Consider the following 20,708-nt stretch of genomic DNA (forward strand, 5'->3'; position numbering starts at 1 on the left):
AGGAATTTGATGCAAAACGATTATGCTTATTTCTTTGCGAACAACCTATATTGGGTTCTGCTGATTCCGGTCTTTCTGCTGTCTCTGTACGCACAGGCGCAGGTTTCCGGCAGCTTCAACCGATACAGCAAGGAAACCAACCGCCGCCGCATGACGGGCGCACAAGCCGCTGAGGCGGTGTTGCGGGCCCACGGGGTTACCGGTGTGACCATTCATCCAACACAAGGACGACTCACCGATCACTATGACCCCCGTTCCAACGCCATTTATCTCTCCGAGGACGTGTACGGCGCGGCCACCGTGGCAGCGGTGGGCGTGGCCTGCCATGAGGCGGGGCACGCGGTGCAGTATGCCGTGGGGTACGCTCCCATCCGCCTGCGCAATCTCATCATTCCCGCCACCAGCTTTGGGTCCCGGTTTTCTTTTATTCTGCTGATGATCGGAATGCTGATGTACAGCCAGTCCCTGTTTCTGGCGGGTATCATCTTGTTTGGGATTACAACGTTCTTTCAGTTGGTGACGCTGCCGGTGGAGTTTAACGCCTCTGCCCGGGCCATCGAAACCATAGAGGGCGAGGGTTTGCTGGCGGAGGATGAGATTGGGGGCGCGAAAAAGGTTCTGCGGGCGGCGGCACTGACGTATGTGGCGGCGCTTCTGACCAGCCTTTTACAGCTTTTGCGGTTCGTGGCCATTTTTGCGGCCCGGGGCGGCAACCGCCGGGGAGGCCGCAGATGAGCGCCCGGGATACCGCACTGCGGGTGCTGGGTGCCGTCTCGTCCAATGCCGCATGGGCGGATGCTTCTTTGAAAGCCCAACTCCGGAGGGACGGCCTGACCGGAGCGGAAGCCGCGCTGGCTACCCGCATGGTCTACGGCGTTTTGCAGAACCGCGCTTTGCTGGACTTTTACCTGGGGGCCTACTGCACCCAGAAGGTGAGCCATTTGCAAATACCGCTTTCGGACATTCTGAGACTGGGCGCGTATCAGATTCTGTTTTTGGACAAGGTGCCGGACCGGGCGGCTGTGAACGAAGCCGTGGAGCTGGCAAAGAAAAACAAACGTGGTGCGGCTTCCGGGCTGGTGAACGCCGTTTTGCGGAAGGTTTCTTTGAACAAGGATAAGCTGCCGGTTATTCCCGACAGGGATGAGGCGCAATACCTTTCTATTAAGTACAGTCATCCCAAGTGGCTGGTAAAGTGGCTTTTGACGTTGCTGGGACGGGTGGAGGCCGAGGCATTCCTCGCCGCCGACAACGGCATTGCACCCCTGACGGTTCAGGTCAACACGCTGAAAACTACGCGGGAGGAGCTAACCGCAAAGCTTACGGCAGCAGGAGTGGCGGTTACTCCCCACCCGTGGGTACCGGACTGTCTGGAGTTGTCCTCTTCCGGTGATCTGACGGCGCTGGAGGCGTTTGGGCAGGGCGAGTTTTTTGTGCAGGACCCCGCCGCCAAGCTGGTGGGCCTGATTGCTGCGCCTGAAAAGGAACATCGGGTCATCGACGTGTGCGCTGCTCCGGGTGGAAAGTCCTTTGGCGCGGCTGTGCTGATGGGGGACGGGGGCGAGGTTTTCTCCTGTGACCTCCATGAAAAAAAGCTTGTCCGCATTCAGGAGGGCGCCGCGCGGCTAGGTATTACATCTATTCAGACCTTTGCCGCCGACGGGACGGTTTTCCGTTCCGAATGGGCCGACAGCGCTGACATAGTGCTGGTGGATGCGCCCTGCTCCGGCCTTGGCATTATTCGCAAAAAACCGGACGTTCGGTATAAATCCCCCGACGATCTGTTTACACTTACCGTAGCGCAGTCCGCGCTGATAGAAAACGCGGCGCGGTATGTGAAGCCCGGCGGTACTTTGATTTACTCCACCTGCACCGTGCTTCCGGAGGAAAACGGTCAGATTGTGGACGGATTTCTCGCCGCCCACCCGGAGTTTTCCCGGGAAAGCTTTACGCTGCCCCAGCCTTTGGGGGAGCAGACGGGGGAGCTGACCCTCTGGCCCCACCGCCATGGAACCGACGGATTTTACATCTGCCGTCTGAGGCGCGCTGAAAGGGAAGTCTCACAATGATCGACTTGAAATCCCAGACGCCGGAGGAAATGACCCGTACCCTGAAGGACATGGGAGAGCCTGCTTTTCGCGGGAAGCAGGTGTTCTCCTGGCTTCACGGTGGGGTGAGCTCTTTTGATGAGATGACGAATCTGCCAAAGTCTCTCCGGGAAAAGCTGGAGCGTACATGTATTCTCACACCGCCCGTGGCCGTGCGCAAGCAGGTTTCCAAGCTGGACGGCACCGTGAAATACCTGTGGGAGCTGAGCGATGGAAACTGCATCGAATCTGTTTTGATGCGCTATCACCACGGGAATACCGTCTGCATCTCCTCGCAGGTGGGTTGCCTGATGGGCTGCGCGTTCTGTGCGTCCACCGTGGCGGGAAAGGTCAGGAGCCTGACGCCCGCGGAGCTGTTGGATCAGGTGATTTTCACCCAGAAGGACGCCGGTCTGCCGGTTTCCAACATCGTTTTAATGGGGATTGGGGAGCCGCTGGATAATCTGGACAATGTGCTGCGGTTTTTGGAGCTGGTGAACTGCCCGGAGGGGCTGAACATCGGTATGCGGCACATCTCCCTGTCCACCTGCGGTATCATCCCCGGCATTGACCGCCTTGCGGAGCTGGGCCTTCAGCTTACGCTGTCCGTCTCCCTACACGCGCCGGATGGGGAAACCCGCTCTAAAATCATGCCGGTGAACCGGGCCTATCCTGTGGAGGAGCTGTTTGCCGCCTGTCATCGGTATTTTAAAAAAACAGGACGGCGCATTTCCTTTGAGTACGCCATGATCGACGGCGTGAACGATGGCGACTGGCAGGCGGACCTTATCTCGGAAAAGCTGCGGGGAATGCCGGGACATGTGAATCTCATCCCGCTGAACGACGTGGTGGAAAGCCCGTTCAAGCCGTCCAAGCGGACGGCGGCGTTTCAAAAGCGGCTGGAGTCCCATGGCGTCACCGCCACGGTGCGGCGCAGTCTGGGCGGGGATATCGACGCCTCCTGCGGTCAGCTCCGTCGGAAGGCCATGGAAGAGAGGAAAGGAGTGTGACCGACATGCAGGTATGGGGCATTACGGATGTGGGCCTGGTCCGCAAGGACAATCAGGACGCCTTTGCCGTGCGGGAACGCACGGACAGCGGACATACCGTCTGCGTGGTATGCGACGGCATGGGCGGCACCGCTGGCGGCCGTCTGGCAAGCCATATCGCGGTGGATACCTATATGCGGGAGGTACGGCGCGTTCTGCGCTCGGAGATGACGCCGGGGCAGCTTCGGGAGGCGTCGTCCTTTGCGGTGTCTCTTGCAAACCGCGCGGTTTGGGAGGCGGCACGGCAGAGCGAAGAATATCAGAACATGGGAACTACGCTGGTGGCGGCCGTGGGCTACGGCGGCGGCGCTGTGGTGAGCAACGTGGGCGACAGCCGCGCGTATCATATCACAAAAGATTCCATCGTCCGGATCACCCGGGACCACTCGCTGGTGGAAAGCATGGTGGAACGGGGGGACATCACCGCCGAGGAGGCCCGCCGCCATCCAAACCGCAATTTGATTACCCGGGCACTGGGGCCGGATGAGCTGATCGAGAGCGACGGCTACATATGCCCCATGGAGCCGGGAGAAATTATTCTGCTGTGCAGCGACGGGCTGGTAGACACCGTGTCGGATCAGGAGATGCTGGACGAGGTGAACAGTGCCAAGACGGGAGAGGACTGCCTTGCAAGGCTTTTGGAGCTTTCCAAGGAACGGGGCGCGAAAGACAATGTAACCGCTGTGCTGATGCGCGAACCGGACGGAAAGGAGGGTGTGTGACATGGTGGATTCCTATATCGGAAAAATGCTGGACAGCCGCTATGAAATTCTGGAGCGAATCGGAACCGGCGGAATGGCCGTCGTTTACAAAGCCAAGTGCCACCGTTTGAACCGGTTGGTGGCGGTGAAGATTCTCAAGAGCGATTTGGCGCAGGACGAGGAGTTCCGCCGCCGGTTCCACGCAGAGTCCAAGGCCGTTGCCATGCTGTCCCACCCCAATATCGTTTCGGTGTACGACGTGTCCCAAAGCGCGGAGGTAGAATACATCGTCATGGAGCTGATTGATGGCATCACCCTCAAGCAGTATATGGAGAAGCGGGAAAAACTGGACTGGCGGGAGTCTTTGCACTTCATCACCCAGATTATGCGCGGCCTTTCCCACGCACACAGCCGGGGCATTGTCCACCGGGACATCAAGCCCCAGAACATCATGGTTCTGCGGGACGGCAGTGTAAAGGTGGCCGATTTTGGGATTGCCTGCCTTGAAAACTCCGCTCAGACCCTGACGCAGGAGGCCCTTGGCTCGGTTCACTATATTTCTCCTGAGCAGGCCAGGGGTGACCGGACCGACGCACGCTCCGACATTTATTCCGCCGGTGTGGTGCTTTATGAGATGCTCACCTGCCGCCTGCCTTTCGAGGGGGATTCGGCGGTGTCAGTGGCCATCCAGCATCTCAGCTCTATTCCGCTGGCACCCCGGGAGATTGACGCCGGTATCCCCGAGCCGCTGGAGCTGATCTGCATGAAGGCCATGGCCCCGGACCGGGACCGGCGGTATGACTCCGCCGAAGCCATGATTCTCGATCTGGATGCCTTCCGTAAAAATCCCGGCGTGGATTTGGACATTGATCCCAAGGACCTTCGCCCGGAGGAGCCTGACGAGCCCACCCGCCCGTTGCGTACCGGCGCTGTGATGGCTGCTGCCGCGCAGCATCATGCCGCGCGGGAGCTTTCCCGTGAGCGGGAAACCGGACGGGAATACGGGCGGGGCCGCGACCGGAAGTATAGCTCGGATTACGACCGGGACCCGCCCCGAAAGTCCGAAGGAGAGCTGTCCCCGAACAAACGCACGGCCATGATTACCGGCGTGGTGATTGTGGCGCTGGTGGCGGTGTTTTTCGTGGCTAGGGCCGTGTTCGGCTCCATGGATGCGGGAGACAAATATACCGTTCCCAATGTGCTGGGACTGACGGTGGACGAGGCCAATGCGCTTCCCGAGGTTGACGGAATTTTTACAATCAATGTGGTGAGCAGGGTTTACGACGATGCGCCGGTGGATGTGATCCTCAAGCAGGACCCATCGGAGAACATGACGAAAAAGACCAACCTTGTTATTGATGTCATCGTCAGTGCCGGGGAGAGAACCGACACGATGCCGGACGGCTTGATCGGAAAGAATATTCAGGTTGCAAAGGTGGATATGAAAACGCTCGTCACCGATTTGAAGCTGGAAATTCAAACTGTCGAGGAGAGCAGCGACGACGTGACGGCGGACGCCATCATTCGCACAGACCCGGAGGCGGGGGCTACCCTGAAAAAGGGCGACACCGTAATACTGTATGTCAGCACGGGACCGGAGAAAATTCCGGTGGATGTGCTTCCCCTGACCGCGCTTCCCGTTGACAAGGCGAAGGAACTGGCCAGAAGCCTTGGTCTGGAGGTAGAGGTAAAAGATGTGGAGAGCAACGAGGCTGTCGGGATGGTAGTGGCGCAGGACCCCGCCGGAAATACCAAGGCCAACAAGGGCGACACGATTATTCTCTCCGTCAGCAAGGGCCCCGCGGGCACGAATAACCCCTCGGGAAATCTGGTTCTCCAGCCGGCCACTTTTTCGCTGCCGCAGGATGGGCGGGAAACCGTTCATATGGTGGTGTTGCTGGACGGTCAGTCCCAGTTTGACGGCAATGTGAATTGCAGCGACGGAACCACGACTGTGGACCTGTATGGCACTGGCAGCGGCACGGTGCAGGTGTATTACGACGGAACGCTGTTTGAAACACGTACGGTGAGCTTTGATGCGTGAGGGCCGGATTCAAAAGGCCCTCAGCGGGTTTTACTACGTGGAGTGCGGCGGTGAACTATTTTGCTGCCGTGCCAGAGGAAAATTTCGCAAAGAGGGCCTTTCCCCTCTGGTGGGGGACCGGGTGGAAATCCGGGAGCTGGGGAACGGAGAAGGTTATGTGGAGGCCATAAAGCCCCGGAAGAATATCTTTCGCCGTCCTGCCGTGGCAAATGTCGACCAGATTGTGGTGATTGCCTCGGAGGCTCTTCCCAAAACCGACCCCTATCTCATCGACCGGCTTTCCGCCATCGCGGCGCTGAAGGACTGCGGCGTGGTGATTGTGCTGAACAAGTGCGACTTGAACAGCGCCGATGGGTTGTATGAGATTTACCGCGCCGCGGGCTTTCCCACGGTCCGCGTCAGCGCGGAAACGGGGGAGGGCCTGGAGGAATTGAAGCCTTTGATAAGTGGAAAGCTATCTGCCTTTACAGGAAACTCCGGCGTGGGGAAATCCAGTATTTTAAATGCACTGGACCCGGCGTTTGGATTACAGGTGGGAGAGATTAGCGAGGCTCTTGGCCGGGGACGGCACACCACCCGCCACGTAGAGCTCTTTCACCTGTCCTGCGGCGCGGAGGTGGTGGATTCACCCGGCTTTGCGTCCTTTGATTCCGAAGAACTGGATTTAGAGCTGAAACACCGCCTTCCCGAAACTTTTCCGGACTTTGCGCCGTATCGGGAGGCATGCCGATTTGTGGGATGCAGCCACACAAAGGAAAAAGGCTGTGCGGTGCTGGAGGCCCTTATGGACAGAAAACTTCAAAAGAGCCGCCACGACAGCTATCTCCGGCTTTACGAGGAGCTGAAGCCCCTCAAGGAATGGGCGGAGCAAAAGAAATAGGACAAGTGCGGATACCGATTTTACGGTATCCGCACTTTTTTATTTTTCCTTTTCCGTGCAAAAATTTCCCCGCCTTGGTGCTTTGTTCCGCACGCTTTTTTATTCCCGCGTATATACTGGAATACGAGAGGAGGTGCGGCGGATATGTGGTGTGGCCGTGGAGGAGGAGGGGGCTGCTGGCTGGGCGTATGTGCGGTGTCGCTGGGGCTGGGTATTTTAATTGCGGCGATTTTTCCCACCGGCTTTCTGCTGTTTATCGTCGCGCTGCTCCTGATCGCCTGCGGGAGCGCCTGTCTTCGGCGCTGAGATGAGTTTGATTTGGAAAAGGAGTGCGTCTATATGAAAATCGTCGTCTGGAAGTCGCCGAAAGCGCTGTGCGGCCTGCTGCGCAGGTTGTTCGGGATGAAGGAATAACCCTCATCCTCCCGGCATAGGATAGGCCAGAATCACAATGGCCGGGAAAGGATGGTCTGAATGGAACTGGATTTAAAAAAAGCCCGCTTTGACGCCTATGACGTGGGCGGGGAGCTGGTGCTGACGCAGGAGGAAACGGCGGAGACAATTGTGCCGGATTACTGCCCCGACATTGCCCGCATCATCGACACGGAGGGGAAAGTCTATCTCCACAGCCGGGAGCTGCGAGACGGGAAAGCGGAGCTTTCCGGCACCGTGCGGGTGACGGTGCTCTATACCCCGGACGGGGAGAGCGGCGTTCGCACGCTGGATTTTGCAATGCCCTTTTCCGCCGAGTCGGACGCTAAGGCCATGCCGGAGTGTGTGCTTTTGGTGGCGGACACGGAGCCGGAGCTGCTGGAAACCCGCGCGTTAAACCCCCGCAAGGTGTTTACCCGCTGTCGGTTAGTCACCCGCCTCAGCGGATATCGCCGGGCAGAGACGGAATTTTGTACCGACGCGGAGACAGACGCGGCCCTGTGCGTTGAAAAACGGCGGGAGGTGCAGCATACCACCGCACTGACACATATCGCAGAAAAAGATTTTACATTTTCCGACGAGCTGGACCTGTCCCCGGGCAGGGAGGGTGCTGCGGAAATTCTGTCCAGCCGCGTGTCCGTCTGTGTGACGGAGACAAAGGTGGTGGGCAGCAAGCTGATTTTAAAGGGAATTTTCACGGTTTGTCTCCTGTACCGCTCTTTGGAGGGAAGATGCTGCTCCACCTCCGGTGAACTGCCGTTCTCCCAGATTATGGAGGTGGACGGCGCGGCCGAGGGTTGTGTGGCCGCTGTCAGGGTTCAGCTCACCGGAACCGATATTCAGGTGGACGGCGACCACGACAACCGAAAAATTGCCGTTACGCTGTATCTACACGCCACGGCCCTGCTGCGCCAGGAGCAGGACGTGACGCTGCTGTGCGATCTGTACAGCACGGCCTATGACTTGAGCTACGAGGCCCAGCCGTTGCAGCTATGCGACTTTGCGGAAACCCTGACCCGCCGCCAAACGGTGCGGGAGGTGCTGGAAATCGGCGTGGTGGCGGATTCCATTCTGACGCTTTCCGCCTCTCCCAGCGCCGTATCCGTCAGCCGTGAGGGCGGGGGCAGTACCTTGCGTACCGCCGTGGCTGTTCGGGCGCTGTATCTGGACGAAGGCGGCGCGGCGCTGATGGCCGAGCGGAGCATTGACGTGAGCTGCCAGATGGATTTGCCGGAGGACTGCCGGGTAACCGCTCACGCCATTTGCCCCGAGGAGGTTCAGGGGAGTCTGGGGGACCGGGGGATCGAAGTGAGGTTCTCGGTAGAGTTTCGTGCAGAGGCAGTTTCCCGGAAAAAGAGGGTCTGCGTGTCCTCTGCAAAAATCAGCAGTGAAGCACCCAAGGATCTTACCGGTGCGCCATCTCTTGTGCTGCGGTGCAAAAACAGGCAGGAGACGCTTTGGGACCTTGCCAAGCGGTACAACACCACCGTCACCACCATCCTCTCTGCAAATGACTTGGAGGACGAGATGGATGTATCGGAGGAGAAGCTGCTGCTGATTCCCAGAAAGCGCCTATAACGATTAAAGAAGCGGTCCGGCATAGCCGGACCGCTTTTAGACTGTAAAAACCCCGCAGAGCTTTGCCGCAGTTATCCTTGGCGTGTGTGCGGCAAACTAATTGGAAAACCGGGCCAGGAACTGCTTTGTTCGCTCCTCCTTCGGTGCACCCAGCACCTCTTTGGGCGGGCCCTGCTCTATAATGACCCCGCCGTCCATGAAAATCACCCGGTCTGCCACATCCCGGGCAAAAGCCATTTCGTGGGTAACAATCACCATAGTCATCTTTTCCTGTGCAAGCTGACGGATGACCTTTAAAATTTCGCCGGTCAGCTCCGGGTCCAGCGCGGAGGTAGGCTCGTCAAAAAACAGAATTTCTGGCTGCATGGCCAGCGCTCTGGCGATGGCCACCCGCTGCTGCTGCCCGCCGGAAAGCTGGCAGGGATAGCACCCTGCCTTGTCGGATAGGCCCATTTTTTTCAGCAGTTCCATGGCCTCGTTTTCCGCCTCCAACCGGCTCCGGCCCGCCACGCTGACGGGCGCGTCCGTCAGATTTTTCAGGACCGTGTAGTGGGGGAAAAGATTAAAATTTTGAAACACAAGCCCAAAGCAGCGCCTTATCTTTTTCAGGTCCCCGGCATAGATCGTTCTGCCCTGTTCATCATTCCATGCGGCCTTGTTTCCGGAATAGGACAGTTCGCCGCCGTCCATCTCCGTAAGCAGCGTGGCACAGCGCAGCAGCGTGGACTTTCCGGAGCCGGAGGGGCCAATAATTGCCACAACCTCGCCCTTGTCCACGCTCACGGAAATGTCCCGCAGCACCTCCGCAGTCTCGTCAAAGGACTTGCGGACGCCGTTCAGCTCCATCACTTTCATAGTCGGACACCTCCTCAGCTATAATAGCTCATGCGTTTTTCAATGCGTTCCATTCCCCATGCCACCACGCTGTTAAAGAGAAAGTAAAACGCTCCCGCGATAAACAGCGGAAGTACGGTCGTGTTGGCCGCGGAAATCTGCTTTGCAACGTTGAACAGCTCCTGATAGGCGATGACAAAGGCCAGAGACGTGTCCTTCACCAGCGTAATCACCTCGTTGGTGACGGCGGGGAGGACCCGCTTTACCATCTGGGGCAGAATAATCTTAAAAAACGTCTGTCTCCGGCCATAGCCCAACACCTGCGCGGCCTCATACTGCCCCTGTGGGATGGACTGAATACCAGAGCGATAAATTTCCGCGAAGTAGGCGGCGTAGTTGATAGAAAACGCGATGACCGCCGCCAGCAATCGGGAATACCCCGACAGGCTGATGCCGAAGACATAATAGGGCCCGAAATATACCACCATCATCTGGAGCATCAGCGGCGTGCCCCGGAGGACAGAGATAAAAAACCGAACCAGTGTCTGCACGGGCTTGAATGCCCGCAGCGCCGACACTGCTTTCCCCGGATTTTTACCGGCATATTCACTCTTTGTGCCAAGACGGCGCAGAGGCGCCCAGGCGGACATCCGCCCCAGCGCCACCAGAAGCCCCAAAGGCATGGAAAATACTAGTGTCAGCACAAAAAGCTGCACGGCGGCCCACAGGCCCGTCAGCAGCTGCTGAAGTACATTTGCCAAAACCATTCCCAATTCTCCTTGATTTTCAATTGCCGGAGAGGGCGGCGGGGTTTCCCGCTGCCCTCACGGAAGCAGTCTGCTTATTCGCCGTAGCAGAGCATATCGGCAAGCTCCGCCGCATCGTAGGTTGTGGCGGCAGCGGCCGCAATTTTCTGGAAGGTTCCGTCGGCCCACATAGCATCCAGCGTGGCCTTCACCTGATCGGCCAGCTCCGTGTTGCCTTTTTTGAAGCCGATACCGTACTGCTCAGTGGACAAGGGCTTTTCCAGCATGACAAACTTGTCAGAGCCACGAGTTTTCAGTTGGAAGTTGGCCACGCCGATGTCCACTGCGATGGCGTCGTTGGCACCGGATTCCAGATTCATAAAGGCGGTGTTGTAGTCGGGGACTTCGTCCAGCGCGGAGAAAGAGGCGGCCAGAGCAAGGTTTTCGTCGTTACTGCCGTCGCCGGGATCGTCGGTCAGAGCTGTGAGGGCGGAGGAGCCAGACTGGGTCACCACTGGCTTTCCGGCAAGCTGCGCCGCATCGGTAATCCCGCTGTCGGACCGCACCACAAACATAATGGAGTTATTTACGTAGGGGCCTACCCATGTATAGTTTTCCTCGCGGCCGGTCATGGTGAAGCCGTTCCAGATGCAGTCGATATTTCCCGCGTCCAGCTCCATGTCCTTAGAGGTCCAGTCGATGGGCTGGCGAATCAGCTCCCAGCCGTTGCGGTCACAGACCTCCTGTGCCAAATCCAGATCAAAGCCCACGTAGCTTCCGTCGTCTGCAATAAAGCCGTAAGGGGGATACTCCGCGTCAAAACCAACGGTAAAGGTGGTGCGTGCCGCGCTGCCGGACGCGGCTTCCGGGGAAGACGACGCGGAGCCGGGCGCTTCGCTGCCTGCGGGTGCGGTGCCGCCACAGGCGGCAAGAGAGCCGACAATTGCCGCCATGGCAAGCAGAGCCAGAATCTTTTTCAGTTTCATCACAATTCCTCCAATTTAAGGGCGCTGCCCTTTTGATTTAGTTAACTACCAATTTAGCATGATAACGTAAAACTGTAAATATGCGATATCCAAAAAGAATCCGCAAAAAAACGACGGGCTTTTGTGCAATTTTCGGTGCGTCCTGCCTGTCATACTTGTCAGGCTTTCCACATAGAGTGGAAGCAGGATTGCAAGAAGGACGGGGGATGCTATGAATACGACCATCTATCAGAATATCGCCACCCGGACCGCCGGTGACATCTACATCGGTGTGGTAGGCCCGGTACGCACGGGAAAATCTACATTTATCAAACGGTTTATGGAGACGCAGGTGATCCCCAACATTGAAAACGTCTACCGCCGTGAGCGGGCCAGAGACGAGCTGCCCCAGAGCGGCTCGGGACGGACCATCATGACGGCGGAGCCAAAGTTTGTGCCGGAGGAGGCCGTTCAGATTCAGCTGTCCGACGGGGCGGCGTTTTCCGTGCGGCTGATTGACTGCGTGGGGTATATGGTACGGGGCGCCATCGGGTCCACGGAAGACGACCAGCCCCGCATGGTGACAACACCCTGGTACGACCACGAGATTCCCATGATGGAGGCGGCGGAGCTTGGCACCCGCAGAGTAATTGCGGAGCACTCCACCATCGGCATCGTCATTACCACCGACGGGTCCATCTCGGAAATTCCAAGAGAGGACTATCTGGAGGCCGAGGAGCGGGTCATCCGGGAGCTTCAGGAACTGGGAAAGCCCTTTATCGTTCTGCTGAACTCCGACTCGCCCAAATCCGAGCGGGTGCAGGCGATGGCAAAGGACATTGCGGCCCACTATGACGTAAACTGTATGCCGGTAAACTGTCTGGAGCTGGACGAGGCGGCGGTGGCAGACGTATTGAAGGCCGTGCTGTACGAGTTTCCCATGCAGGAGCTGGATGTGTTCCTGCCCGCATGGGTGGACGCCCTTCCGGCGGACCACCCCATCAAGGCCGGACTGTACGGCTCTGTGCGGGAAGGGACCATGGGACTGCGTCACATCCGGGAGGTTGACGGCGTGATCGCGCAGCTTGGCAAGAGCGAGAACATCAGCTCTGCCAAGCTCACCGGCATCGATCTTGGAACCGGCGTGGCCTCCTCGGTTCTGCTCCTTCCTCAGGAGCTGTTCTATCGGACGCTGTCGGAGCAGTCCGGCTTCGCCGTGGCGGACGACGGGGATCTGATGAGCCTGCTGACCCGGCTTGCCACCGTAAAAACAGAGTACGACAAGGTGGCAGGCGCGCTGAACGACGTGCGGGAAAACGGCTATGGCATTGTGGTTCCCGGCCTTGATGAGCTGAAGCTGGAGGAGCCGGAAATCATGAAGCAGGGGGGACGGTACGGCGTGCGCCTGAAGGCCAGCGCCCCCAGCATCCACATGATCCGCGCCGACATCGAGACGGCGGTCAGCCCCATTGTGGGGAACGAAAAGCAGTCGGAGGATATGGTGAACTACCTTTTACAGGAGTTTGAGGGGGACACCAGCAAAATCTGGCAGTCCAATATCTTTGGCCGCAGCTTCCACGAGCTGGTGAGCGAGGACCTGCAAAACAAGCTCCAGCGGATGCCCGACGACGCACGGAAAAAGCTTCAGGAGACGCTGACCCGCATCATCAACGAGGGCAGCGGCGGGCTGATCTGCATTATTCTCTAATAGAAAAAGACAGTGGGAAGCACAAAGTGCTTCCCACTGCTTGTATGTATGGGTCACTGGCTATTTTACTGCGCCGCCAGATGCCGTCTCTGGAGCTCTCCAATCAGGTCCTGCGGAGAGACGCCGCTGGAATTCAGAGTGATGCACACGGCCTGATGCCCCATTCTTCGGTTTGCAAGCACAGCCTGTTTTTTTATGCCACGAAGTTTTCCGATATAATCTTCCTCATTTTTTAATTGTACTTCAATAAATACATTGTCCATCATACTGTCAAGATAAATGCGCTCAATGTCGTTCCACGGAATAAATCCGAAAGCAACCGCAGAACTGTTGTCCGTGATGCCATCCGATGTGACCGTGAGAAGAGCTTTTCCAGAAAGCGTCTTTTTAATTAAAAAAATGCTGCAATAAGAAAAAAATAGAAACCCGAAAACACCAATGACTTTAAATAAGGTTCGTTTCAAAGGATTTTCCGTCAAATCTGCGAACAGTATAAACAGACCGAGCAAGACCAATCCCAATGCTCCGCATATGTAGAGAAACGCGCCCTTTCTCGACTGCTTAACAACAATTGTTTCATCCATTCTCTCCGTATCCTTTCCAATCAAAAAATGCAAGTCTCCATTTCAATTTTCAAATTATTTATAAAGCACATTTGCTCTACGCGCATTATTTTTCTTTGGGAAGGTGGAATTTTTTTAAATCCACGCCTTCCAGCTCCAACAGACGTGTTTTGTTAGCAAGTCCCCCGGCATAGCCGGTGAGGGAGCCATCGCCACCCACCACCCGGTGGCAGGGGATGAGAATGGAGATGGGGTTGTGTCCCACCGCGCCGCCCACAGACCGGGCCGATGCGGACGTTCCCCGCGCTTGCAGACGCTGCGCCAGTGCGCCGTAGGTGACAGTTTCGCCCCGGGGAATCTCCAGCAGCAGCTTCCATACTTCCCGGCGAAATGCGCTGCCTTGGGGTGCCAGCGGCGGAAGAGCGCCGGGGGTTTTGCCTGAGAAATAGACCTCAAGCCAGTCCTTCGTCCGGTCGAATACCGGAAGTGCGGCGGTTTCCTCCTGCCCCGTAAGGATGGAGCCGAAGTATTTCTGCCCTTCCAGCCACAGCCCCGTCAGAGCGGAGCCGTCGGACGCAAGGCACAGGGGACCCAAGGGAGAGGAAAGCTTGCAGATTGTATCCATTGGCAAAGCTCCTTTCAAATTTTAAAAACAATTAAAGGCAACATCTGTTCGACTAATAAAATCATTATAGCAGAATGCAGTTCCACTTGCAAGAGTTGTCCTGACGTGATACCATAAAAGCATCAAACACGGGAGGGGATTGCGACATGCTTCTGGCCATCGACGTGGGAAATTCCAATATGTCCGTGGGGCTGTTCGGCCCGGACAGAGAGCTAAAATTTCTGGCTGCGCTGGATACGGACATTCGCAGAACGGCGGATCAGTTCAGCATTGACTTGATGAACGTATTCACGCTGTATCATTACGACCTGAAGGACGTCAGCGGAGCCATTGTGTGCAGCGTGGTTCCGCCGCTGAATTTCATGCTGGAAAAGGCCGTGGGCCGGTTATTGGGGAAGCCGCCCATGGTGGTGGGTCCCGGCGTTAAAACAGGCCTGAACATCCGCATGGACTTTCAGACCCAGATGGGGGCCGACATTGTGGCGGACGCGGTGGCGGCCCTTGAAAAGTTTGCCGCGCCCATTGTCACCATCGATATGGGCACCGCCATCACCATCGGGGTCATCTCCCATGACCGAACCTATGAGGGCGGGCTTTTACTGCCGGGGGTCAATGTCTCTCTGGAGGCTTTGAGCCGCCGGGCGGCGCAGCTCCCCGCCATTTCTGTCCAGCATCCCAAGTCCCTCATCGGTAAAAACACGGAGGACTGCATGCGCGCCGGTATTATCTATGGAACCGCCGGGATGCTGGACGGCGTGTTGGACCGCATCCGGGACGAGTTTCGAGGGAAAACTGTCAGCGTGGTGGCAACGGGAGGAAGCGCACCCATCATCGTGAAGTATTGCCGGAACGAGATTGTCTACGACAAGTACCTTTTGATGGACGGGCTGTGGGCCATCTACCAGAAAAATCGGTAGGAGATACGAAAATGAGACTTGCAATTGGGGCTGCGATATCCATTTTTATGGCTGGATTTATTGGAATGTTTCTAGGGGACATGGGGTTTATTTGGTTCATAGCTTCTGCCATGATTTTTTGGATTGTCTATGAGTTGGAAGCTATCCGCAAGCATAAGTAAGATGGCGGCAATGGCCGTAGGGAGTAGTGCCGTAAAAACAGTCCGCAGGGTTCAATAAAACAGAGAGGGCCGAAAGGCCCTCTCTGCTATATAGGAGAAGTACACTTACTTTCCACAGTGCCGCGCAACGCAGGTGGCGGAAATCTGTGGGGGTAGGCTCATCGTCATGGCTCCGCTGTAACGGATGCATACGCACTCACCACAGGAAAAGCAGCATGCATTGTTTGCATGAACAACAACCTCTTGGTTTGTAGCGCAGTCGCACACCAGCAGCTGGCAGCGCTCGGCACGAAGAATGCGTGCGATCATGACAGTGTCCATGACGGTATCATTATTGCGACAAGTTTCAAGCTCCAAAATAATTACCTCCAATACACAGGCCGCAATCTATCATATTCATAGCGAACGACTTCAGTGCACTGTACCACCGTCCGGCGGACGAAATTGGATGCGTTCGCAAGATATAAACGAGGACGATACGCATTGTAACAGCCCTCTTAAATTATATGCGGCCCGCTCATTCGAGCGGGCCGCGCGGTATCGCCGGTTTTATTTCGCCAATACCTTTTTAAGCCTTGCAAAGCGGGGGAGGGAGTCCTCCTTGGGCAGCTTTGGCTCGCCCTGAATCAAAGGCAGTACATAGTCGATAAAGGGCTGCTCCACGCCGTTTCCTCTGGCATTAATCCACTCACGGGGAACCTTTTTCTCCGTATTGGCAACGTCGGTCAGGTTCAGCAGCGCCGTTTTGCAGACGTAATGCCCGTCCCGCTCGGTCCGCTCAAAGCCCACCATTTTGTCGGTGATGCCGTTGGCCGCGTTTTCCACGGCGGCTTTTCCCGCCATGAAAGACTCCTCAATGTCCGTCTCAGAAGCCAGATGTGCACCACAGCGCTGCAAAAGGCTCAGCTCGATGCCCCGAACCTTGGCGCCGGTTTTCTCCTTGACGACGGCGGCAAGCGTGGCGGCAAGGCCTCCAAGCTGGGCATGACCGAACCCGTCGGTGGCAGAGGCCTTTGCCTCCGAGACAAAGGTGCCGTCTGGATAGTGAATCCCCTCGGACACGGCAACCATGCAGTTGCCCTTTTCCTTGTAGATGCGCTCCACATCGGCCAGAAATTCCTCCATATTGAAGTCCGTCTCCGGCAAATAGACCAGATCGGGACCTGCGCCGTAGGCTGTGGCCAGCGCGGCCGCGCCGGCAAGCCACCCGGCATGGCGGCCCATGATTTCGATAATGCAGACCATTCCGGTGTCATAGACCCGGGCGTCCTGATAAACCTCCATGCAGCTTGTTGCGATGTACTTGGCGGCGGAGGCGTAACCGGGGCAGTGGTCTGTGCCATACAAATCGTTGTCGATGGTTTTGGGTACGCCCATCACGCGGCACTCATAGCCCACCTTCTGCATATACTTGGAAATTTTGTTGCAGGTGTCCATAGAGTCGTTGCCGCCGTTATAAAAGAAGTAGCGCACGTCATACTTCTTAAACGTCTCCAGAATGCGCTTGTAGTCGGTGTCGTCCATGTCCGGGTCCGCCATTTTATAGCGGCAGGAGCCAAGCGCGGAAGAGGGTGTGTACTTCAAAAGCTCCAGCTCTGCCGGGTCCTCCTTGCCCATGTCGAACAGGCGGTCGTTCAAAACGCCCTTGATGCCGTGCTCCGCACCGTAAACCGCAGTGATAGCGGGAGAATTCAGTGCGGTGGCAATTACGCCGTACGCGCTGGCGTTGATTACAGAAGTGGGACCTCCGGACTGGCCCAAAATGCAGGCGCCTTTCAGTTCACCCATGGATAGTTCCTCCTGATTTTTCATCCCGGAAAGCCGGGTTTAATAGATATATAAGTGAAAATATCTTATCATGTTCACCTACAATTGTAAATACTTGCAATTTTATTTCTCTGTGCTATTATGATAACAGAAAATCGTTTTCTTAAAAACGCATCCAAACCGCTTCGGATGGATGCACGGACCCGGGCGCGTGTCCTCACCGCGCCGGGAAAACAATAATTTTGACAGGAGATGATTGATATGCCACTGGTCACGTCAACCGAAATGTTTAAAAAAGCCTATGAAGGCGGCTATGCCATCGGTGCGTTCAACGTCAACAATATGGAGATTGTGCAGGGTATCACCGAGGCCGCCCGTGATCTGGATGCCCCCCTGATTCTTCAGGTATCCAAGGGCGCCCGGGCCTACGCCAACCACACCTATCTTATTAAGCTGGTGGAGGCTGCGGTCATTGAGTGTCCCAACGTTCCCATCGTGCTCCATCTGGACCACGGCCCGGATTTTGAAACCTGTAAGAGCTGCATCGACGGCGGCTTTACCTCCGTGATGATCGACGCCTCCGGCAAGCCCTTCGACGAAAATATCGAAATCACCCGGAAGGTTGTGGAATACGCCCACGACCATGGCGTGGTGGTGGAGGCGGAGCTGGGGACCCTTGCAGGGATTGAGGACGAGGTAAACGTCAGCGCCGAGGACTCCTCCTACACCCGCCCCGAAGAGGTGGAGGAATTTGTCTCCCGCACCGGCTGCGACTCTCTGGCCATCGCCATTGGCACCAGCCACGGTGCGTTCAAGTTCAAGCCCGGCACCAAGCCCCAGCTTCGGTTTGACGTGCTGGAGGAGGTTTCCCGTCGTCTGCCCGGCTTCCCCATTGTGCTCCACGGATCGTCCTCCGTACCGCAGGAGTTTGTGGAAAAAATCAATCAATTTGGCGGCAATATGCCCGGCGCCATCGGCGTGCCGGAGGATCAATTGCGACACGCGGCGGAGCTGTCCGTGTGCAAAATCAACATTGACTCCGATCTCCGCCTTGCCATGACGGCCTGCATCCGGGAGCACTTTGCCCACAATCCCAGCGATTTTGACCCTCGCCAGTATCTCAAGCCCGCCCGTCAGGCTATCAGGGATATGGTTGCCCATAAGCTGATTCACGTTCTGGGCTGCGACCACAAGATTTAACCGTTAAAAAAAGGGCAGGGGGGAATTACCTCCCTGCTTTTTCATACAGTCTGCACTGCTTATGCAAAAGTTGCATGGGCGGGTGTGTCTCGCATAAGGCCGGTGATGGCACAGATTCCTCTCCGTGGCATAAGCTGGGGGCAGGGGAGGGGTACCCATGAACCTTTTACAGGAGTATGACCGTCAGGCCGCGGTGTGGTACGCCCACCGCTGGGCCTATGGCCGGAATCCGGCCTTTTACGACTACGAAAATATCGGTGGAGACTGCACAAACTTTGCATCCCAGTGTCTTTATGCCGGGGGCGGCGTGATGAATTTTCTCCCAACCTACGGCTGGTACTATATCAATGCAAATCGAAAGGCCCCCGCGTGGACGGGGGTGGAGTATTTGTTCAACTTCCTCACACGGGCCCAGACCTCGGTGGGCCCTGTGGGTGTGGAATGTCAGCTTTGGGAGCTGCGTCCGGGCGATCTGGTGCAGCTCTCTCTCGGCGGGAACCGTTTTCAGCATTCACCGATTGTGGTGGAGGCGCAGCCGCCCTATGGGCCGGAGGACATTCTCGTGGCGGCTCACAGCTTCGACGCGGACAACAGACCGCTGAACAGCTATGAGTACGTCCTCATTCGACCTGTCAAAATCCTCGGCGTTAATCGTGCGTGACTTGAACGCGGCGAAAAAAGGTGCTATAATCACGGCTGTCGGAAATACTCCGACAGCCGTGATTAATTTTATTGGAAAATATTGAAATAAGAAAGGCGAATACATATGAAAAAGCTTTGTGCGGCGCTGCTGGCCGCCGCCCTCACAGTGGTGTCCGCACTGCCGGTTTCCGCCGCGTCCTTCCGGGATATTCCGGTGGGGAGTGCTCTTGCGGCCGAGGTGCAAAAGGCCGCAGACTACGGTCTGATGGGCGGATACAGCGCCTCCAGTTTCGGCTATTCGGATCCCATCACCCGTGGCCAATTTGCCGCGGTGCTGGTGCGGATGATGGTGAAAACCATGAACTGGGACGGAAAGCTGCCTCAGCAGCCCTCCTTTTCCGATGTGCCCTCCTCCCACACATGGTACTCTGTTGTGGAAACGGCGTTGGCTCATGACGTGGTGGACCGGAGCGAAAAATTTCGCCCGGACGTGCCTATCACCCGCGCCGAGATGTCCGAGATGCTGGTGCGTGCTGCGGGTCTGAAGGGGGCGGCCGCGATTCAGGAAAAATCGACCACCCTTCCGTTTACCGATGTAGCGGCAGGGAAGGGCTATGTGGCCGTGGCCTATCAAATCGGCATGACCTCCGGCACCTCTGAAACCACCTTCGCCCCCAGCGCAACCGCAACCCGGGGGCAGGCCGCCGCCATGCTGGTACGCATTTACGAGAAGCTCAGCCGCGCCACGGAGTTTGTCCACGGGTTCTATGCCATTTCCTCCCGAAGCCAGCTTGACCTGACGGACGGAATGGAAGCCGTCAGCGCCGGGTGGAGCAGGATGACCTGGGACGGAACCACAGCGCTGCTTTCCACCACTTCGACTGGCGGCAATGAGTATGCCGTTCCCAGCGGCTATCAGGATGTAACCGCATATCTGGACGCAAACGGCACGCCACTGAACCTGAGCGTTTATATGGATATAACCGGCGGCGTGCGGGAGTTGCTGGCCTCGGAGGCCGGAAGATCGGCGGCGGTGGCGCAGATCTTCAATGAACTAACCGTTTCCTACAACGCCGTGGGAAAGAATCCTTATTCCGGTGTGACGATTGACTTTGAGGGTTTGCGGGCGGCGCAAAAATCCGATTTTACGGCGTTTTTGACGACGCTTTCCAGTAAAGTGAACTCCCTTGGCAAGAGCCTGTACGTCTGCGTTTCTCCGATTTTAACCACTGGCAGCTATTACGACGGTTATGATTACTCTGCCATCGGTGCACTTGCCGACCGGGTGATTCTGATGGCCTATGACTACAACACCGCAGATATGTCCTCCTTTGTGGGAACGGAGTATTACAAGACCGCCGCGCAGGCTCCCGCGGACCAGATATACGCCTCGTTGCTGGCCGCCGCCGCCCAAATGGGCTCTGACAATCAGACCAAGCTGCTTTTGGGATTCTCCAGCAAACCCATGGCTTGGAAAATCGGCACGGACGGAAAGCTTCTCTCCGGAACGCCGGTCTATCCCTCTAATGAAACGCTGCATCAGCGGCTGGGACAGTCGAATACGGAAAAGGGCTGGTCTGACACCTATCAGCAGCCCTATGCAATCTATACCACGGAGGACGGCAGCCGCTATTTCGTGTGGTACGACGACAACGACAGCGTTCACGTCAAGCTTGGCGCCGCCAAACTGCTGGACATTACCGGCGTTTCCCTGTGGCGGCTGGGAACCATTCCCGCTGAAGCCGACTGGAACTGGAGCAGCTTGCTGACATCCAAGTAAAAAGACAAGGTCCCCGGAAATTTCCGGGG

General features: G+C 56.9%; 21 protein-coding genes. 14 read left to right on the plus strand and 7 right to left on the minus strand.

All coding sequences use genetic code 11. The annotated features are described in order from the left end of the window. Positions 1–9 precede the first annotated feature (9 nt). From ABVS15_RS02990 to ABVS15_RS03025, 8 genes are all read left to right on the plus strand, one after another. The gene (locus tag ABVS15_RS02990) at positions 10–735 is read left to right on the plus strand and encodes a zinc metallopeptidase (RefSeq protein ID WP_369282284.1); all 726 of its coding nucleotides are present in this window, start codon (positions 10–12) and stop codon (positions 733–735) included. Further along, positions 732–2,069, plus strand: coding sequence for a 16S rRNA (cytosine(967)-C(5))-methyltransferase RsmB (rsmB, locus tag ABVS15_RS02995; RefSeq protein ID WP_369282285.1), 1,338 nt, complete (start codon positions 732–734; stop codon positions 2,067–2,069). The genes ABVS15_RS02990 and rsmB overlap by 4 nt, the downstream gene beginning before the upstream one ends. Then, the gene (gene rlmN, locus ABVS15_RS03000; RefSeq protein WP_369282286.1) at positions 2,066–3,097 is read left to right on the plus strand and encodes a 23S rRNA (adenine(2503)-C(2))-methyltransferase RlmN; all 1,032 of its coding nucleotides are present in this window, start codon (positions 2,066–2,068) and stop codon (positions 3,095–3,097) included. The genes rsmB and rlmN overlap by 4 nt, the downstream gene beginning before the upstream one ends. Before the next feature lie 5 nt (positions 3,098–3,102). Next, the gene (locus tag ABVS15_RS03005; RefSeq protein ID WP_369282532.1) at positions 3,103–3,858 is read left to right on the plus strand and encodes a Stp1/IreP family PP2C-type Ser/Thr phosphatase; all 756 of its coding nucleotides are present in this window, start codon (positions 3,103–3,105) and stop codon (positions 3,856–3,858) included. A 1-nt stretch (position 3,859) separates the two neighbouring features. Continuing rightward, entirely contained in the window at positions 3,860–5,881 is a 2,022-nt protein-coding gene (gene pknB / locus ABVS15_RS03010; protein ID WP_369282287.1) for a Stk1 family PASTA domain-containing Ser/Thr kinase, read from the plus strand. Continuing rightward, entirely contained in the window at positions 5,874–6,761 is an 888-nt protein-coding gene (gene rsgA / locus ABVS15_RS03015) for a ribosome small subunit-dependent GTPase A (RefSeq protein ID WP_369282288.1), read from the plus strand. The genes pknB and rsgA overlap by 8 nt, the downstream gene beginning before the upstream one ends. 144 nt (positions 6,762–6,905) lie before the next feature. Continuing rightward, positions 6,906–7,067: a hypothetical protein gene (locus ABVS15_RS03020; RefSeq protein WP_293007591.1), complete on the plus strand. Its 162-nt coding sequence runs from the start codon at positions 6,906–6,908 to the stop codon at positions 7,065–7,067. A gap of 168 nt (positions 7,068–7,235) precedes the next feature. Beyond that, the gene (locus tag ABVS15_RS03025) at positions 7,236–8,771 is read left to right on the plus strand and encodes an SPOCS domain-containing protein (RefSeq protein WP_369282289.1); all 1,536 of its coding nucleotides are present in this window, start codon (positions 7,236–7,238) and stop codon (positions 8,769–8,771) included. Positions 8,772–8,867: 96 nt separating this feature from the next. Here the strand turns inward: ABVS15_RS03025 and ABVS15_RS03030 are convergent, their stop codons facing one another. The 3 genes from ABVS15_RS03030 to ABVS15_RS03040 all read right to left on the minus strand — a co-directional run bounded on the left by ABVS15_RS03030 (position 8,868) and on the right by ABVS15_RS03040 (position 11,337). After that, positions 8,868–9,626: an amino acid ABC transporter ATP-binding protein gene (locus tag ABVS15_RS03030; RefSeq protein WP_369282290.1), complete on the minus strand. Its 759-nt coding sequence runs from the start codon at positions 9,624–9,626 to the stop codon at positions 8,868–8,870. 14 nt (positions 9,627–9,640) lie between these two features. Next, positions 9,641–10,372, minus strand: a complete 732-nt coding sequence (locus tag ABVS15_RS03035; RefSeq protein WP_369282291.1) for an amino acid ABC transporter permease — start codon at positions 10,370–10,372, stop codon at positions 9,641–9,643. A gap of 74 nt (positions 10,373–10,446) precedes the next feature. Further along, the gene (locus tag ABVS15_RS03040) at positions 10,447–11,337 is read right to left on the minus strand and encodes an amino acid ABC transporter substrate-binding protein (protein ID WP_369282292.1); all 891 of its coding nucleotides are present in this window, start codon (positions 11,335–11,337) and stop codon (positions 10,447–10,449) included. A gap of 211 nt (positions 11,338–11,548) precedes the next feature. Here ABVS15_RS03040 and spoIVA point away from each other — a divergent pair, with 211 nt between their 5' ends. Continuing rightward, positions 11,549–13,024: a stage IV sporulation protein A gene (gene spoIVA, locus ABVS15_RS03045; protein WP_369282293.1), complete on the plus strand. Its 1,476-nt coding sequence runs from the start codon at positions 11,549–11,551 to the stop codon at positions 13,022–13,024. 65 nt (positions 13,025–13,089) lie between these two features. Here the strand turns inward: spoIVA and ABVS15_RS03050 are convergent, their stop codons facing one another. Next, positions 13,090–13,608, minus strand: a complete 519-nt coding sequence (locus ABVS15_RS03050; RefSeq protein ID WP_369282294.1) for an STM3941 family protein — start codon at positions 13,606–13,608, stop codon at positions 13,090–13,092. 85 nt (positions 13,609–13,693) lie between these two features. After that, a complete protein-coding gene (locus ABVS15_RS03055; protein ID WP_369282295.1) occupies positions 13,694–14,212 on the minus strand; it encodes a methylated-DNA--[protein]-cysteine S-methyltransferase in 519 nt (172 codons plus the stop codon). A 146-nt stretch (positions 14,213–14,358) separates the two neighbouring features. Here ABVS15_RS03055 and ABVS15_RS03060 point away from each other — a divergent pair, with 146 nt between their 5' ends. Continuing rightward, entirely contained in the window at positions 14,359–15,129 is a 771-nt protein-coding gene (locus tag ABVS15_RS03060; RefSeq protein ID WP_369282296.1) for a type III pantothenate kinase, read from the plus strand. An 11-nt stretch (positions 15,130–15,140) separates the two neighbouring features. Next, the gene (locus ABVS15_RS03065; protein WP_369282297.1) at positions 15,141–15,290 is read left to right on the plus strand and encodes a hypothetical protein; all 150 of its coding nucleotides are present in this window, start codon (positions 15,141–15,143) and stop codon (positions 15,288–15,290) included. A 105-nt stretch (positions 15,291–15,395) separates the two neighbouring features. On the opposite strand, the gene ABVS15_RS03070 is transcribed toward ABVS15_RS03065, so the two are convergent. Continuing rightward, positions 15,396–15,647 carry a hypothetical protein gene (locus ABVS15_RS03070; RefSeq protein WP_369282298.1) on the minus strand — a complete coding sequence of 84 codons (252 nt, stop codon included), beginning with the start codon at positions 15,645–15,647 and terminating at the stop codon, positions 15,396–15,398. A 192-nt stretch (positions 15,648–15,839) separates the two neighbouring features. Continuing rightward, positions 15,840–17,078 carry a 6-phosphofructokinase gene (locus tag ABVS15_RS03075; protein ID WP_369282299.1) on the minus strand — a complete coding sequence of 413 codons (1,239 nt, stop codon included), beginning with the start codon at positions 17,076–17,078 and terminating at the stop codon, positions 15,840–15,842. 240 nt (positions 17,079–17,318) lie between these two features. Between ABVS15_RS03075 and fba the strand changes: the two genes are divergently transcribed. The 3 genes from fba to ABVS15_RS03090 all read left to right on the plus strand — a co-directional run bounded on the left by fba (position 17,319) and on the right by ABVS15_RS03090 (position 20,679). Next, complete coding sequence (fba, locus tag ABVS15_RS03080; RefSeq protein WP_369282300.1) at positions 17,319–18,257, plus strand: class II fructose-1,6-bisphosphate aldolase; 939 nt, start codon at positions 17,319–17,321, stop codon at positions 18,255–18,257. Positions 18,258–18,414: 157 nt separating this feature from the next. After that, positions 18,415–18,918: an amidase domain-containing protein gene (locus ABVS15_RS03085; protein ID WP_369282301.1), complete on the plus strand. Its 504-nt coding sequence runs from the start codon at positions 18,415–18,417 to the stop codon at positions 18,916–18,918. Between the two features lie 105 nt (positions 18,919–19,023). Further along, positions 19,024–20,679, plus strand: a complete 1,656-nt coding sequence (locus ABVS15_RS03090; protein WP_369282302.1) for an S-layer homology domain-containing protein — start codon at positions 19,024–19,026, stop codon at positions 20,677–20,679. Positions 20,680–20,708: the final 29 nt, after the last annotated feature.

Source organism: Oscillibacter sp. GMB15532 (assembly GCF_041020825.1).
In the GTDB taxonomy this organism is placed as follows: domain Bacteria; phylum Bacillota; class Clostridia; order Oscillospirales; family Oscillospiraceae; genus Oscillibacter.